Source organism: Mucilaginibacter endophyticus (assembly GCF_003351025.1).
GTDB classification, from domain to species: domain Bacteria; phylum Bacteroidota; class Bacteroidia; order Sphingobacteriales; family Sphingobacteriaceae; genus Mucilaginibacter; species Mucilaginibacter endophyticus.
The window spans coordinates 1385725-1404096 of record NZ_QPCG01000001.1; the positions used below are offsets into that span (position 1 = coordinate 1385725).

The following is an 18372-nucleotide window of genomic DNA, read 5'->3' on the forward strand; positions in this document are numbered from 1 at the left end:
TAAATAACAAAGCCATGCCACCAGTAACCAACATAAAGCTCACCGATATAACTTTAGAGTATAACTCCTTTGTTGATAGCCAGGTGCTTACAGCCAAGCAACTGAACGATATTGTAGAGTTTTTTGAAGATCAGCAGCGCCTTACCCGTACCTGTTTAATTGGTGTTGGTTTAGTGTGCGGTCTTAGCTTTAAAGGCGATGCCAACGGTATAACCATTGGCAAAGGCTGCGGCGTAACTACCGACGGCGACTTGCTTTATATGCCCGAAACAACATATAAAAATTTCAGGGCGTATGATAATTCGCTGATCAAGTATCCACCGTTTTATCCTTTGGGTACTGATGCCGCGCAAATGGCTTTATGGGAGCTGGTTACTCCCGATGATAAAGGTGCTTTCCCGGTTGATAGCTTTGCTTTAACTGATTTTAAATCGAAAGCGACAAAGGATCTTACTGAAATGTACGGTCTGCTTTACCTTGAATATTATTCTAAAGATCCCGATGCCTGTACAGCAATTGATTGCGATAACCAGGGGCGTAAACAGGTGGCTAAACCTAAGGTATTACTGGTATCTCAGGCCGATATGAACCAGATTATTGAGCAAACCGGTTCGGAGGTTATTTATGATGATATCTACAAAAAATACTTTAACGCCTACAACGCGTACTTTGACGCACCTGTTCTGGCTGCAAAAAGGGTGTTCTTTAATACACAAACAACAGCTTCGTCATCTGCACTTACAGCGGCTTTTTCAAAAATTGCCAATGATGGCGCGGCCGGTTTATCGGGCGCGGTTCAAACGCTTTACAATACTTTCAAATTCGCGCTTGATCCGCAATCTGTTTACCCCATAACCAGTATTGTTGCCAATATCAATACCACGCTAAGTAAAGCTACTGCCCCAATGCAGGCGCAATACCTGTACGATTTTTATAAAGATCTGCTAACCGGGTATAACGAATTGCGTGCCCTGCTGTCGGATATCATTTATCAGTGTTGCCCTAATATTTATGCCTTTCCAAAACATATCATGTTGGGCGCACTCAATACCACGCCTACAGCTAAACCTACGCCGTATCGTCATAAATTTTATGCTTCGCCGGCAGTCAGTGCCAATAAAGATAAACTGAATCTTGCCCTTAACCTGCTGGATAGGTTGAATACCATGAGCAGCGGATTTTCGCTACCTGCAAGCCCGGTGGTGAAAATAACACCATCTATAGATAACAGCAAACCTTTGGAGGCACGGGCTATTCCTTTTTATTATGGTAATCCGGTTGATCTGGCTCAAAAATGGAGCTATAACCGTTGGCTGCAGGGGACAGATAAACTGATCCTTGGGTATAACGCTTCGGCTTATTCTCCGGCCAATGACATGGTGGTAAATCCCTTAAGTTACGGCATCGACTCCAATAATTTTTTCAGAATAGAAGGACATATCGGCAAAAAATATACTGAAGCGCTTGCCGCTGTAGATAAGATCAGGCAGGATAGCAATTTACCATTTGATGCTGTTGCGATCAGGCTTGGCGATGTGACCCTTAGCGATATCAATATAGATGATTACGCCTGCCAGTTTAATGATCTGGAGGCCACATTGCGGGCATTCCAGGCCGAGCAAAACTGCCTTTACAGCGATGTTAGCAAGTTCTTCTCCAGCTTTGATACCAAAACCGGTTATGTACTTGCCGACGAGATTAAGGCCCAGGCTGCTCAGCAGACACTGTCATTAGCTAATGATGAAGCAGTAGTAAAGGAAACAGCAGCACCAAAAATGAAAATGGCGGCAGCATCCAAATTAGTTGAAACGGCAGCTGCAGTGCCGAGCGCCCGGATGCAGGTAACCAATGAGCTTGCAATTAATAAAAGTATCAGCAATATCCTCATTAATGGCGGCATCAATGCGGTTGATAATAATATTAACGTAGCGAAGGATAGTGTTGGTTCATATCTGGATCAGATCCGCCGTCAGGGTGGTGCTGTAAGTATTTCTGATTATGCGGATGCTGCGGGCAAAACTATTGATACCTCGGCAACAGGTTCGTATGAGCAAGCTATTGCTGTTGATATTCCGGTACGTGTAATTGCCGGTACCCGTAATATAAGTCAATGGCTGCCCGACAGGCTGGTTGATATCGATGACGACACCATAGATAACTTTTCGGCAAAGATAGATGATCTATGTAACGAGGTGAAAACCGCGACTCAAAGAAGCCGCTTGATTTTTGCCAAAGCCGATTATGTGCGTAAAGGTTATGAAGATGATTACGAATTGCAATTATGGCGCTTATCTGAAAATTGCTGCGCAGGCCAGGCACTTGCAGTTATTTTAAAAGAGATACAGGACCGTAAAGCCAAACTTCTGGCCCAGCTTACCTTTTCGGCCTACGCCGCAAATCATACCGGGTTAGAGCACCTGGCCGGCGTACCTGCCGGGGGAACCTTTGTAATGGTTTATGCTACTACCATGACCAAGCCTAATCCAACTCCTGTCACTACAATTCCGATTGATGACAGGTTGAAAGTGCTTCAGGCCAATCCGCAGTTTGTGAAAGGCTTTGCCAGCGATAATGACGCGATGACCTTCATTGCCCAAAATACCAATTTTGAGGATATTGCGGCAGCCGTAAAATATTACCAGGTACAATCGCCCCGTAAATTTACGCCTACCATTGAGGCCGATGTTATCAGCAAAACCCAGGCCTTAGCTGTCGACCTGGGTAAATTGAGGGCTGCGGTAGCCAACCCGGATGTGCCTCAGGATATTGTGTTTGCCGATTTCTGCCTGCCGTACATGTGTTGCTCAGATTGTCCGCCGGTGGCATTTATTATGCCTAAACCACAGGTAGGGCTCAGTTTGCCCAAAGCTGTAGCTTGCTCTGATGAAGGCCTGCTGCAATTTAAAGTAAGTCCGGCTGATGGGGTTATTAAAGCTGCAGCCGGTTTTGAAGCCACCGTTGTAACTAAAGATGCTGTAAACTATTTTGATACAACCAAGGTTAAAGATGGCACATTTGGACAGCAGATCAAATTCACAGTAAATGATCAGCCTACAGATTGCACTATTACCGTGTTTAAACACCCTGCTGTAACCCCGGCAGCCCAGGCAGGTGGTACAGATGCAGCTTCTGTAGGAGTTACTATTAAACTATCCGCGAAAACAAACCAGGCAACAGGCGATACGTTTGCTTACACCTGGACAATGCCTGATGGTCAGGTACATGCTAACCTCACCGCCCCGGATGATAGCGTTACATACCTGTATGCCGATCTTCGCCAGAAATTCCCTGATGGTAAACTTACATTTACGCTATCAGCCAATAACCACGACTGTACCGATGTAGAACCGGTAACAATCACCGTACAGATTCCCGAAGAGCCTGTAAACCTGACATTAGCAGCCAGCGAAGTTTGTTCCGACGGAGGTAATATCAACTTTACAACTGTACAGCCTGCAAATGGAGTTGTTACATCAAAAATTGCCGGAGCTGCTGTAAAATTATTGGGTAGCCAATGGGTTGTTGATCCTTCAAGCGGTCCTTATGATGTTACTATCAACGACTTTATGGTAAATGGTAAGCCGGTTCCGGGATGCACGCTCGTGATTCACGAACATCCGCAGGCTTCGTTTGGCTATAAAGTGACTATGGACAATGAAAAAGCTGCCGCTACTGTTACTTTAACCAATAATACGCCTAACGCGGGTAGCTTTAAATTTACCTGGACATTTGACGACGGCACAACCAGCAATGATGTAAATACTGTAAAAGTGTTTGATATGCGCCAGTTCCCTCGTGGCCGCAATACAATTATTACGCTTATTGCCGTGAATGGTAAGTTTGATAAATGCCGCGCTGTGTTTACACCAACTCCGCCGGTTGCTTTACCTCCTATATCCTCTACACCTATATTAACCAATTTACCGCCGGTAATTGTTAATCCGCCAATAGTTACCACTGTTCCGCCTGTGGTTACTACTCCTCCGGTAACAACTACAGTTCCGCCGGTGATTAAAACCCCGCCCGCTGGTACCACTGTGCCGCCTGTAGTTACTACGCCTCCGGTAACAACCACTGTTCCGCCGGTAGTTAAAACACCACCTACGGGTACCACTGTGCCTCCGGTAGTTACAACTCCGCCAATAGTTACTGTTAAAGATGCACCGTCGGTAACGCCATCAGTAACGCCAACACCTACTGCGGCGCCTGTAACGCCGAAAGTAGATACGGCAACAACAATTAAAGCTAATCCAACGGTTACGCCGGCTGCTACACCTGCTGCAACACCGGTAACACCTAAAATAGATCCTGCGATCGTCAAAAAAGATCTTGGGACAACTGCTACAGAAACGCCGAAGATAGATCCGAAGGTGATCATCAAAAAAGATCCGGGAACTGATCCTGGTACTGTTAAATAGATTGAGCTATGGTAAGGAGCACACATATTATCCATAAGCTGATACTTGATATTGAAGTACCGCACCGTAATGCCGCCCAAAAGGCGCAGGACGAAGCCGTGCGGTACTTTGAACAAGTGCTGCTCAAAAAACTGGAGCAGTTACTGGATAGTATGGATGTGCCTGCCCACGTTATGGTAGATAGACTTGATCTTGATTTGGGGAAAGGTGAACTGGAAGAAGTTTTTGAGCGATTGCAACAAAACATGTCAAAAGCACTTGAGTACGTTTTAAATCCCAGTTTGATTCCAGACGGTGATGAGCCTGATGATGCAATCAGTTATTCATCACTTACCGATGAGCAGCAGGCCTTTAATGTGTTTGTTTATTTCCTCAACACAGGCAGGCTCCCATGGTACATTGTAGCCACCGCCGAATGGCTGCAGCAGGAAGATGTTTGGTTAAGTAAACTGTCAGGTCTTTTAATGAGTGACGCGACTTACAGGCTAAAACTTATCAATCTTTTTAAATGTAGTCAACCCGCGATAAGCAGGCTGTTCAGTCAGTTTGATATAGCATTTATTAAACAGCTGGCAGCAGTTTTACTCCGGGTTGATGCACCTAAATTTCAAACAGGGATTGATTCACTTATTAATGAGATTAAAGATTCCGTAAGCCACCAATCATCTAACGGTAATGAACAGTTGCTTTCATCGACAGACAGTGAATACCGTGCTATCATAGAAAAGCTTTTGCACATGCTTCACCTGCGCACAGAGTATGATGTATTACCCGATGGGATCCTGAAAAAGCTAATTGATTTAATAACAGGTGAGTTAAAGGCTTTTTCTTCGGTATCAGCAGTCAGTCTTGTTCAAATTGCAGATAAGGCAATTCAAACAGCAGAAAGTAAACCTGCTTTACAAATAACTAAACCAACAGCAACACCCGATAATTCAGAAACGAACCTGACAAAAGACGAGGAAACTGAAGGGGCTTATATAAATCAGGCTGGTTTGGTAATACTCCATCCGTTCCTGGAGTATTTTTTCAAAGATTTTGGCTTACTGCACGATAACGATTTTGTTGACCTGCCTGCAAGGCAACTGGCTGTTCACCTGCTGCATTATTTGGGCACAGGTAATACAGGCGCTTTTGAATATGACCTGTATTTTGAAAAGTTTTTATGCCGGTGGCCTGCTAACGAAATATTAGCACGTGAAGTTGAAATTCCGCAGCGTATGCTTGAAGAAGGTGATACTATGCTTGGTACGGTAATCAAATACTGGAAAGCACTAAAAAATACGTCGCCCGGCGGTTTGCGCGATACGTTCCTGATTCGTAACGGTAAACTTATTGAAGCCGAAAAACCTGCCCGCCTTATCGTGGAGCGCAAAGACCTGGATATCCTGCTTTCGTCGCTGCCCTGGGGTATAGGTGTAATTAAACTGCCCTGGATGGATGAACCTTTTTATGTGGAATGGCAATGAAAACACAGCAAAAGGCAGCACCTGCAAACACCAAACAAAACCAGCCCGCTAACCGGCAGGCCGTGGGGAAAGATACTTTTTTCTCGGCCGCTCACGATACCATCCTGGAATCTCCCTTTTTCGAAGGTAACAAGGTTCAGCGCAAAATGACAGTGAATGAACCTGGTGATCATTTTGAAAGGCAGGCCGACCAGGTAGCAGATAAAGTTGTTCAACATATTAATCAGCCTAAAACCGTAGCTAACGTTGCGCCTGCTACTGCAACTGCTCCTGCCACTACTTCCGCCGTACAAAAGAAAGAAGATAAAAAGGAAGATAAACAGGAAAAAGAGCAGAACGGGGCCGATAAAGAATTACAGCGCCGGCCCATTTTTGAAAGCGACGGTGACCCTAACGAAGGAAATACGCTGAAACGTAGCAGCCAATCACCCGTGCCTGATGTATCTCCGCAAACCCAGCAAAAGATTGAAAGCAGTAAAGGCGGCGGCGAACCGTTACCAGCCAATACCCGCGAAGAAATGGAAGGAGCAACGGGAGCGGACCTAAGCAGGGTACGCATCCATAATAACAGCGAAGCAGCCGGGTTAAGCAACGATTTGCAGGCTCAGGCTTTTACCCATGGTAACGATATTTATTTCGGCGCCGGTAAGTACGATCCGCAAAGCCAATCCGGACAGCATTTATTGGCGCATGAGGTAACCCATACGGTACAACAGGGTGGAAATGGGGTTAAAAAGAAGATACAGCGCCAAGCAACCAAAGGCGATATTTCAGGTAATATTGGTCAGGTTGCGACTGCTGAAAATCCGATTGATACTACGGCATCAAAAGAATCACTTTTTGTGCCGCAAATAAAAATACCAACTTTGAAACTTGGCCTTATGCCAGGGTCAACTACCAACTATTCATTTAAAAAAACAGAAAGGTCAGGAAAACATATTGCCGACTGGAATGATGCTGCTACTAAGGGAGCCGGTTTTGATAATATTTTTAACGCTAAGAAAGCTGCTGAGATTCCCGGAGAAGTAAATGAACCAACTTTTTTTATGACGCTTGAGTCTGAAAAAAAACTAACCAATCTTAAGCATTTATTCACCGGTCCGGTCACTCAGCTTAAAGCTTCTTTTGCGCGCCCATTTTGGGATGAGAACGGACATGATATAAATAATGGCTATGATGTTGACCATAAGGTGGAGTTGCAATTAGGTGGTAAAGATGGTATTTCAAATCTTTGGATGCTTGAGGCAGGATCAAACAGATCATCGGGTTCAAATATTCATGGCGAAATAACAACAAGGGTTGACGCTGCATTAAACGCTATAACTACTATGCCCGATGGGCAAATTAAGCCGAGCGCCACGGAAGTTATCGATAAATATACCATTACGGTAGGCAAACTGGACGGTGGCTTGAGTATGAGTGGCGATGGAAAAAAATGGGAGCTAAGTCAGATTGAAGCCGGTGACCATCTTAAAAAGCTTGCATTTCTTTCGAAGAACGATAAAGCGAGAAAAAAACTTGTTGATAATACTAACCTTTCACTGATAACAAGCGAACGCTATGGCGTAACAAAATATATTAAATGGGCACCTGACGCGGGCAAAACAACAGAGAAAGATGTTAACGTACAGGTTGGGCAAATTAAACGAAACGGCGCTAACCTGAAAATACAGAAAATATCCTATGAAGATAAAGACGATAATACAATCAATAGTGCGGGTTCAAAAGGATCGGCAACTATTGAGGTTTTCATGAATAATGCGTTTGTTTCCGGGATATCAACAACACAACCTATTGAACCTGTGCCAGGTATATACGGTGGTAGATTAAACGGAGTTGCGGTTAAACAGGCGTTAAGTGCTGATTTAAAGGCTAAAGGGTTAAGCCCGATAGTGATAACAGAACTGGATATCGGGGAGAACGGCTTGATAGGGTTCGGTAAGATTAATACCGACGTACCTTTTATAGGCGGCTCGGCAATTGATATTATTTTTAATGAAGACGGCATTAAAATAAGTAAGGTATTTAATTCAGGCGAGATCAAAGTTCCGCCACCTTTTAAAATTACCAACACGTCGCTCGAAGTTTATGCTGCCACGTCAGGCATCGGCGTAAAGGGCGAAGCTAATTTTGAAATAAAGAAACTTGGTAAAGGTAAGGTTGGTGCTATGGCCAATACTTCAGGTGAATTCGCGCTTGAAGGCTCGTTTGATTTTGACTCGAAAACCTTTAATCCTGCACAGATAAAGGCTGCATACCGGAATGGCGAATTTAGCGCATCTGGAGATATTGGCATTCCCGCGGGCAAGATAAAAGGCCTTAAATCGGCACATATAAAAATTGATTACGCAAAAGGCATATTTAACGCCTCTGGTACTGCTGAACCAGATATCAAAGGTGTAAAAAGTGCGGAGATCCACGTTACCTACGGTAACGAAACCTTAGTTATAGGAGGCAGCTTTGTACTCGACGAAAACATGCCGGGTATCCAAAGCGGTAGCGGCAATGTTGAGGTTACCCGCGGCCCTGATGAAATTTACCATGTAAAAGCCAATGGTAAAGCTATTCCTAAAATACCGAAGATCAATACCGAACTGTCGATATCTTATGACGATGGGGCGCTGACCATCGAGGGTAAGGCATCATATGCTGCCGACAGGGTATCGGGCGAGGTGACTGTCGGTGCAACTAATCGTGCTATAGCTGCAGATGGCACACCATCTGGGCCGGCAGGTGATAAGTTTACCGCCTATGGCTCGGGTAAATTAACACTTAAAGTTACCGACTGGCTGCAGGCTTCGGCAAGTGTAAGGGTAACCCCGGCCGGCGAAATTGAAGTTGTTGGCCGCTTAGACCTTCCTTCGGCGGTTGATGTGTTCCCTAAAAAGAGTATCAACAAAGAGCTGTTCAAAGTACCGACTATCCAGATCCCAATATTCGCCATCCCGCTTGGGCCTAAGAGCATAGGTATCGTGGCAACTATTGATGGCGGTCTTGATTTTGACGCGGCCGTTGGTCCCGGCCAGTTGAAAGACGTGTTCGGGCAGATAGAATTTAACCCTTCGCATCCCGAAAGTACCCGTATCAGCGGCGGGGCAAAATTTGTGATCCCGGCACATGCGGGCCTGAAACTAAAAGCCGCGCTTGGCATTGGTTTAAGTATTGGCCCGGCAAGTGTTACCGGTGGTATCCAGATAGTTGGTGGTTTGGGATTGGAGGGAGAAGCAAGCGCCGCGGCAGACTTGGCCTGGTCGCCGACAACAGGTTTTGAGTTTAATGCCCTTGGCGAAATTGAGGTGCACCCTAAGTTTACATTTGATGTAAATGCCTTCATTAAAGCCGAGCTTGACCTTTGGGTTACCGATATCTCCAAAGAGTGGACTAAAAACCTGGCATCATTTAGTTACGGCCCGGATTTGCAGGTGAAAGTCTCGCTGCCAATCCACTATAAAGACGGCGAACCATTTGATGTGAAAACTGATGATATTAAAGTTACTTATCCTGAAATCAGCATTTCTGATATAGCAGGTGGTATAGCAGATAAAGTTAAAGAAGAAATGTTATGAGCAACCAAAGTCAACTAACCGAATTGATAAATCTTGGTGCTATGCAGCAATTAAGCGGCAATTTTGAAGCTGCCGAGGCTTATTATGCAAAAGCCGCAGATTTAAACGAGCCAAATGTTACCCTGCTCAATAACCGGGGGATGTTGTTTTACCAGCAAAATAAATTTGCGGAGGCGCGGCCACTTTTTGAGCGTGCCTTGGAGATTGATAATCACAACACTTCGGCATGGTTAAACCTCGCCAATACCGAGGTTTTACTGGGCCAGTATGATAAAGCTCTACAAGCTTTCAGGCAAACTATCAGCCTTAAAGCCGATCAGTTTGAAGCCTGGGAAGGTCTGGCTAAACTATATATGCTATCGGCAGATATGGAAAGTGCCGAAACCTGCTGGCTGAAAGCGGTTGAGCTTAACCCTACAAGTTTAAGCTTACTGATGGGGCTTGCACAGGTTTATTTATCAACCGGTAGGTATGATGAGGCTTTCGAAATGGCCGATTATGTTTTGTCGGAGAATCCGCAAAATAGCAGGGCATTGCAAACCGCGGGTTTGGCCCAGCTCATGCTCAAAAACTATTCAATGGCTACCGGGTACCTCATCAGGTATTTAATGCTGTTCCCTACAGATATTGCTGTGCGCAATCACCTGGCCGTTGCTTACCTGCAAAGCGGCCAGTTAAGTGAAGGTGCTGCCGAGTACGGGCGCATTTTGGAATATCATCCCGAGCACGAGGAGATCAGGTTGAATTTAGGGGTGCTTTGTCTGGGGCTTAACCGCTTTGATGAAGCACTGGCACATTTAACCCACTTGCTTGAACAATATCCGGAGAACAAGAAAGGAAAGCTATACCTGGGCATTGCATTAGCCAATTTAAATGAAAGGGACAAGGCAAAACAGGTTTTTGAAGATTTGCTGAATGATCCCGGCGAATGGGCTGCCCATGCCAAAAAGCAACTGGATCTGTTAATGAATTTAAACTAAACCACCTATGAAATACATCCAAAATACACGCCAGCCGCTTAGTCAGAAACAGGCGGATAAAGCCGAAAAACCCTTCTTTAATGGCAGCCGCGAAAAAAGCAAACAGGATAGCGACGCTTTTTTTCAGGCAAGAAAGATTGATGGAAACCAGGACTCGGCCCTTGAGCAGGAAGCCGACGCTGTTGCGCACAAAGTAACCATGGCACAACAGGCAACCGCTAATTCATCACAACGGATGGGGCAAATGAGTGTTCAGAAAAAAGGCGCGGATGAAGAAAAGGATGCTAAGGCCGGCCAAAAGAAAGAAAAAAAGGATGAGAAGGAGGAAGGTAAGCCGCAGAAGAAAGACGAGAAAAAAGAAGAAGAAAAGCCAACGCAAAAGAAGGAAGAAGAAAAAAAAGATAAAGAGCCGCAGAAAAAGGAAGAGGATAAGAAGGATAAAGAAGGGGTTCAGAAAAAAGAAGAAGAAAAGAAGGACGAGAAGCCTCAGAAAAAAGGCGAAGAAGATAAAAAAGACGAAGGTAAGCCACAGAAAAAAGAAAAAGGTGAAGAGAAAGATGATAAGGCTGCGGCACAAAAGAAAGAGGAAAAAGGCGGTGGCGTAGAAAAAACAGAAGGTAAACCAGAAAGCAACGAGGCCAAATTTGACAGGTTGCTGGATGCAAGCAAAGGTGGTGGCAGTCCCCTGCCTGCAAAGGTACGTACACAGTTAGAGCACCAGATGAATGCCAATTTTGAGCAGGTAAAGATCCATACCGGGCAGCAGGCTGTTGAGCTTTGTAACCTCTCAAAAGCACAGGCCTTTACCCATGGTAACGATGTTTACTTCAACGCGGGCAAGTTTGACCCCGAAAGTACAGCGGGGATGAACCTGCTGGCGCACGAATTAACTCATGTTGTTCAGCAAAACGGTCCGCGTAAATAGATCATGAATACTAATACTACACAATTAAAAGTGCTGATGCAGTATACAGCTGGCTGTATTGAAGCCCGGTTGCAAACTGTATTTGGGAACGATACAACCTATTTACCGCCACTGCTGCCCCAGCTTGAGCGTAACGGCAGTGTACTTGAAAAATTGATTGACGATCATGAGCTGAGCAGCAACGAGGTTATTATACTGATGATGGCTTTAGCTCCGCACGTGCAGGTTGAGTTTTTTGATGAGATCATCCAACCCTACATACGCGAATCAGGCGATTTTCAGCAGATAGGGGGAGTCAGGAGCCGAAACGGGCGTAGCTTTTTGCCAACCGGCCAAACAGCGGTTTTTGTTTTGGCAGGTAATGATGTAGACAAGCGTTTGGAAGTTGCCCAACTGTTTCATCATCAAGGTAAACTTAGCAAACATCATATTTTGCACCTGGAGGATGTACCCGACGGCGAGCCTGCTTTATCGGGCAGGTTGATATTACAGCCGGAGTATATTGAGCTTTTGATCAGCGGCACCGAATCCATTCCAAAACTGAGCATGAATTTTCCGGCCCAGCATTTAGAAACTACTTACAACTGGGATGATCTGGTATTGAACGATACTACCCGTAAACAAATTGCCGAACTGGAAAACTGGGTGAACTATCAGCAGGTATTAATGACCGACTGGGGCATGGAGCGTAAACTTAAACCTGGTTACCGTGCCCTGTTCCATGGCCCGCCCGGAACTGGTAAAACACTTACAGCTTCGTTGCTTGGCAAATACACCGGCAAACCGGTTTTCCGGATCGATCTTTCCATGATCGTATCTAAGTTTATAGGCGAAACAGAGAAAAATCTCTCCAAATTATTTGAGAAGGCGGATAACAAAAACTGGATCCTGTTTTTTGATGAAGCCGATGCCCTTTTTGGCAAGCGTACCAATGTTAAAGACGCGCATGATAAATACGCCAACCAGGAAGCATCTTACCTGCTGCAACGTGTAGAGCAACATAACGGCCTGGTAATATTGGCCACCAATTTTAAAAATAACATTGATGAGGCCTTTATGCGCAGGTTTCAATCAGTTATTAATTTCCCATTGCCTAATGCCGATGAACGGTTCGTTATCTGGCAAAAATCATTCCCGCCAAAAGCAAACCTTAACGGACATATCAACCTTGAACAAATCTCCCGTAAGTATGAGCTCAGTGGCTCCGGTATTTTAAATGTGGTACAATTTGCCTGTTTGCAAATGCTGGCCCGAAAGGAAAGTCGCATTTCATCAGAATTGATACTGGAAGGCATAGAGCGCGAATACACCAAAGAGAACCGGGTTTGGTAAAATCCGGTGCTGTCCAACAGGTCCCCATTATAATCCATAGTCTGTACAACCGAATCCATAAAATGTACATTGATGGTATTGGATACATTTGTGATTTTTATCATTGCTTGAGTACCATTGATATTCCTGTTTTAATTAAAATTTAGCTTTCAACTTAATGGTGCGGTTTGCATTATATTGAATAAATTAGCAAATCATCGCCTATTGTAATTCCGTGGCTTTCACAGGAGGTGATTTTGTTATGGTATATCTTTTAATTGTCTATAGTACAATAAAATACGATGTGTGTGTTTAAATATGTAGCAATATCTTTTATTGTCATGTTTTTTGGCTCAACAGCTTTGGGACAGAAAAAGATGGACATTGCTACCATCAAGCTAAACCTCGATAATCAAAAAAATAAATCAGACACCAATACCATTAAGCTGCAAATACAATTGGGCAGCTATTATCTCAACAAAATTGGCGAGCACAAAGAAGTGTTGGATAGCGGGATCACTGCTTTTAATAAAGCTATACAAATGAGTGTCGCCATTCATTCGGCAAAATGGCTTAATGAAGCCATGATGCTTAAAGGGGCGGCATATTTAAAACAAGGTGACCTGAAACAGGGCAAATCCATTTTTATGGAGGTTGTTAACTATTATCGTAAAGTGGGCGATAAATATGATGAGGGCAAAACCTGGGCCCGTTTAGGTGATGACTTGTCTATAGATAATACACTTGCCGTTCCGGATAAAATTAACAGTTATGAGCAGGCTCGCGCTTTATTCCAGGAAACCGGCCATAAACTGGATGCGGCCGATATGAGCAAAAACATAGCGGATATCCATCTTAATCAAAAAAAACTCGATCTGGCAGAGGCGGAACTGCTTAAAGTATTGGCCCAATACAAAGCGATAGGATATAAAAAACTTCATTATACCTACCATTCCCTTGCCGAGTTAAGCAAGCAAAAGGTTGATTTGCACAACGAACTTTTGTATCGGCACGAGGTAATAAAAAGCATGAACGCTACAGCTGATACTGCTTTAGCTGATTTCTATTATGCCAAGCTTGCACTGGTATATGCCGATCTGAATAAGTATGATCAAAGCCTTATTTACATTATTAAATCGGCCGACATCCTGAAGAAAAGAAAGCAGTACGAGGATTTTTATGGCTACCTGAGTCTTATTATATACGACTTTATTACGGCTAACAGGCCTAAAGAAGCCTTGGCGTATCTGAAACAGGCTGTGATCGACGTGCCGCCAAAGATACTGGCGCAAAAGGTTGATATGTACGAGGCCTTTGGCAATATCTATGTTGCCTTGAAAGATTACCCCAAGGCAGAGCTGTATTATCTGAAAATGATGGAGGTATATAAGATCACTAATTTTAGTAAGGATTTTTATACCACTAACGAGCAAATGGTGACCGACTTTGTGCACTACAATGAAACCATGGCCGGCTTTTACCTGCTCACCCAACAGTTTAAAAAAGCGGGTGTTTATACCAAACAGATCCTCTCATTGCCGTCAAATAAAATAAGGCCTATCACCCTTACCAAGATCCACCGTATGCAGTTCCGGGTTGATTCGGCTTCCGGTAATTATGTATCTGCAATAAAACATTTCGAGATCCACAAACGCCTTGATGACTCGCTGTTTAATGCCATTAAAAATAAACAGATTGAAGAACTTGAGATCACCAATAAAACCAAGGAGAACAAGCAGTCAATTAAATACCTGGAAATTAAAAACAAGAGCCAGCGCGATGAACTTCAAAAGGTAAACACGCAGCGTAACATTACTTTTGGCGGTGTGGCCATGCTTATTATTATTGCCGGTTTGGCATTTAGTGGTTACCGGCATAAGCAAAGGAGCAACCTGCAACTACAGTTAAAGCAAACCGAGATCAACAATCAAAATCTATCGCTGCAAAAGCTGCTCGGTGAAAAAGATAACCTGTTGGATGAAAAAGACTGGCTGCTGAAGGAAGTGCATCACCGGGTAAAAAACAACCTGCAAATTGTAATGAGCCTGCTTAATACACAGTCCGCATTTTTGAAGAACAACGCCGCGCTTGCCGCTATTCGCGAAAGCCAGAACAGGGTGCAGGCCATAGCACTGATACACCAAAAGTTGTACAGTAACTCGGATGTGTCATACATCGATATGTCGGTTTATATTAATGAGCTGATCAGCTACCTGGCCGACTGTTATAACCCGGGCGATAAGGGGATTCGTTTTGAGCAAACTGTACAGCCTATAAAACTTGATGTCGCACAGGCGGTACCCGTGGGACTCATTTTAAATGAAGCCATTACAAACGCCATTAAATACGCCTTTCCATCTCAGTGTGGCGAAATAAAGGTAGCCTTACGGCTTGCTGAAGAAACCGTTGTACTCAATATTGCTGACAATGGGATAGGGCTGCCCATTGATTTTGACATACAGAAAGCAAGCTCGTTGGGTATGGAAATGATGAAGGCGTTGAGTAAGCAATTGGGTGGTTATTTTAAGATGGAGAATTGTGGTGGTGCTTTGATTACTGTTGAATTTAGGGCAGAGAAGCAGTTAAGCGGTATTGAACTAAAAACTTTTGTAGCTAATTAATAATATGAATAAGAAAATATTAATAGTCGAGGACGAATCGCTGGTGGCATACGACCTGAAATTAATATTAACGCGTGCCGGTTACAAAGTTTGCGGCATTGCCGATTCTGTACCTGAAGCACTGGAGATCATTGAAGAGCAAAAGCCCGAAATGGTATTGCTTGATATATTTTTAAAAGGAAGCCAAAACGGCATTGATCTTGCCAAGATCCTAACATCAAAAAATATCGCGTTTGTATACCTGTCAGCCAATTTCCAGGAAAGTATCCTGGAGCGGGCAAAGGCAACACAGCCTTACGGTTTTTTGGTAAAGCCATTCCGCGAAAAAGAGTTATTGATAACCCTTGAAGTTGCTTTTTACAGGCATCAAAATAGCATCGAATCAAAACTACGACAGGAACAGGCATTAGAGCAGGTATTCAAAAATATTGTTGCCGAAACAATAAACTGGAAGCAAAAGCTGCTAAAAATAGCCATGAGCATTCAGCCGCATATGCCCTTTGACTATTTAACCATTACCATGAAAAATGGCGCGGGTTTTCCTGATAATGCCCTTTCGTTTTTACGAACCGGCTTTGATGAGTACCAGGTAATTGGCACCGATGAATTCCTGAATATCACAAAAGTCAACAGGTCGCAATTGCAACAAATGCAGGGTGATAGCCCGCTGATCACCAAGGCCGACTTTTACAATGCCGCTAACTTTGTAAAGATCTGGCCGCAGTTCCCGTTAAAAAAAGTCATTGCCCAGGTTTTTAATATGCAATCGTTTTTAGGGTTGCCATTGCTCACTTCAAGCGGGAACGTGATTCATTTTTCGTTTTATAGCCGCAAAACAGATTGTTATAATAATGACCATTTGATTTTGCTGGATCGCCTGCACCGGTCGTTATTAATGGCAATAGAAGAGATTATTCCGTTTGATGCACTTGAGCCATCAATAAACAAAGTTGATAAACCGGCCGATAATAGCTTAAGCGAAAAAAATAAAGCGGTTGGTTTTAAGGATATTATAGGTAAAAGCCACCAGATGCTTACTGTGCTTGATCATATTGCTATAGTAGCCCCGCTTGATACATCAGTATTGGTTTTGGGCGAAAGCGGTACCGGTAAGGAACGGATTGCAAAAAGTATCCATTACCTGTCGCTCCGTAAAAGTAAGCCTTTAGTGGTGGTGAATTGTGCCTCTATGCCGGCCACTTTGATTGAGTCGGAATTGTTTGGGCATGAAAAGGGCGCATTTACCGGAGCTGTTGAAAAACGCACCGGCAAATTTGAACTGGCCGATGGCGGAACCATTTTTCTGGATGAGATAGGTGAAATGCCAGCCGAGCTGCAGGTTAAGCTATTGCGTGTTTTGCAGGAACAGGAAATAGAACGTATTGGTGGTAAGGGCCCTATTAAAATTAACGTACGGATAGTAGCTGCCACCAACCGTAACCTGGAAAAAGAAGTTGAGGAAGGTCGTTTCCGGCTCGATTTGTATTACAGGTTGTTTGTATTCCCGATTATAATTCCTCCATTAAGGGAACGCAAAGATGATATTCCTGTACTGGCCAGTCACTTTTTGGAGCGATATGCGCAAAAAAGCGGTAAGGCAATAACAGGAATATCTCCTAATGTGATGAACCAGTTGTTTGACTATCACTGGCCGGGCAATGTGCGCGAGCTTGAGCATTTTATTGAGCGAAGTGTATTGCTGACTGATGGTCCGCTGATAAAAGATGCCTACCTGCCCAAACTTCAGGGGAAAAAGGAAAGCCCTGCTTACGCTGAAGTAGCAACCGACAGGTTGAAAACGATAGACGAACATGCCCGTGACCATATCTTGGATGTATTGAGGCGCTGCAATGGTAAAATAAGTGGTAAGGATGGGGCTGCGGCTAAATTAGGTTTGCCGCCATCAACACTGCATTCAAAAATGCAAAAGCTGGGCATCAAAAAGTGGGAGTAAGTATTTATTAATAAAAGTGTATTCATTTTCAGTGTTTTATCATTTTGATAATTTACATCTCCCAAAATGATAGGATAGCAGTTGCAGCGATATGCGCTTTTAATATGCTGAGCGCATTTTGAGGGGTTTTACAGGTCTTTGGCATAGGTTTGGTTTATTGCCGGTTTTTACAATTAAGCTAAAAGCTATGGCAACGTTTTATATCATACTTAAAATAACCGCTTTATTAGCAGTTATTATTGTTTCAATCACCGGTCCCAAAAGGAAAAAAGTATCTCCCAAAACTGAAATGAGCGGGTTTGCCGTTAACGCTGACGGTTACCTGGAGCATTTTAAAAAGAGCCCGGAATACCCTCAGCCGGTTGAATAAACGGTAAATTAACTTGTTTTGAAAATAGAAGCCTTTCATTTTGATAGGCTTTTTTTATGCGCTTACTTCTCTCCCGAAACTAAAATCTTCATTTACACAGCCTAAACCTATAAATGGCATGTCTGTGCCACAACGGGCATTCTTTTGGCATTGGGGTATGTACAGTTATTCAACAAATCCGTGCTGATAACTGAAATAAACATATAAAATGGAAGATGAACGAATTATTGTGAGGCCTGCTATCCCGGCCGACGTAGTATTTGCCGATCAGATCATCAAAGAAATGGAAAGCTCGGCTATTACAAGAGGTTCGGGTATTTCTAAAAGATCGGCAGCCTCAGTAATAGAAAAGATCGACACGGGTAAGGCTATAGTCGCTGTAACCGAAAATGGCGAATGGGTAGGTTTCTCCTATATCGAAACCTGGGACGATGGGAAGTTTGTATCAAACAGCGGTTTGATTGTTTCGCCACAACACCGTAACCAGGGTGTAGCCTCCGAAGTCAAGAACATGATATTTAACCTGTCGCGCAGTAAATATCCAACAGCAAAGATATTCAGCATTACCTCCGGATTGGCTATCATGAAAATGAATACCAAGCTTGGCTTTGAGCCTGTAACCTACAGTGAAGTGGCACAGGAGCCCCGTTTTTGGGACGCTTGCAAAAGCTGTGTTAATTACGATGTGCTGCAAAGTAAAAACCGTTGCAATTGCTTGTGTACCGCCATGTTATTCGATCCTCAACTAAACTAATCTC

General features: G+C 43.8%; 10 protein-coding genes. All 10 read left to right on the forward strand.

The genetic code is table 11. The features are described from left to right. Positions 1-14 precede the first annotated feature (14 nt). Positions 15-4418, forward strand: a complete 4404-nt coding sequence (locus DUL71_RS05525) for a hypothetical protein (protein WP_114937098.1) — start codon at positions 15-17, stop codon at positions 4416-4418. An 8-nt stretch (positions 4419-4426) separates the two neighbouring features. Next, on the forward strand, positions 4427-5887 hold the full coding sequence (locus DUL71_RS05530; protein ID WP_114937099.1) for a contractile injection system tape measure protein: 1461 nt from the start codon (positions 4427-4429) through the stop codon (positions 5885-5887). Continuing rightward, entirely contained in the window at positions 5884-9453 is a 3570-nt protein-coding gene (locus tag DUL71_RS05535) for an eCIS core domain-containing protein (RefSeq protein ID WP_161964379.1), read from the forward strand. Before DUL71_RS05530 ends, DUL71_RS05535 begins: the two co-directional genes overlap by 4 nt. After that, on the forward strand, positions 9450-10433 hold the full coding sequence (locus DUL71_RS05540; RefSeq protein WP_114937101.1) for a tetratricopeptide repeat protein: 984 nt from the start codon (positions 9450-9452) through the stop codon (positions 10431-10433). Before DUL71_RS05535 ends, DUL71_RS05540 begins: the two co-directional genes overlap by 4 nt. A 7-nt stretch (positions 10434-10440) precedes the next feature. Further along, positions 10441-11358, forward strand: a complete 918-nt coding sequence (locus tag DUL71_RS05545; protein WP_114937102.1) for an eCIS core domain-containing protein — start codon at positions 10441-10443, stop codon at positions 11356-11358. A gap of 3 nt (positions 11359-11361) precedes the next feature. Further along, positions 11362-12690: an ATP-binding protein gene (locus DUL71_RS05550; RefSeq protein WP_114937103.1), complete on the forward strand. Its 1329-nt coding sequence runs from the start codon at positions 11362-11364 to the stop codon at positions 12688-12690. Positions 12691-13010: 320 nt separating this feature from the next. Next, positions 13011-15290, forward strand: a complete 2280-nt coding sequence (locus DUL71_RS05555; protein WP_161964380.1) for a tetratricopeptide repeat-containing sensor histidine kinase — start codon at positions 13011-13013, stop codon at positions 15288-15290. A gap of 4 nt (positions 15291-15294) precedes the next feature. Continuing rightward, positions 15295-17244, forward strand: a complete 1950-nt coding sequence (locus tag DUL71_RS05560) for a sigma 54-interacting transcriptional regulator (protein WP_114937105.1) — start codon at positions 15295-15297, stop codon at positions 17242-17244. Positions 17245-17431: 187 nt separating this feature from the next. Further along, complete coding sequence (locus tag DUL71_RS05565; RefSeq protein ID WP_154402323.1) at positions 17432-17614, forward strand: hypothetical protein; 183 nt, start codon at positions 17432-17434, stop codon at positions 17612-17614. A 208-nt stretch (positions 17615-17822) separates the two neighbouring features. Continuing rightward, on the forward strand, positions 17823-18368 hold the full coding sequence (locus DUL71_RS05570; protein WP_114937107.1) for a GNAT family N-acetyltransferase: 546 nt from the start codon (positions 17823-17825) through the stop codon (positions 18366-18368). Positions 18369-18372 lie beyond the last annotated feature (4 nt).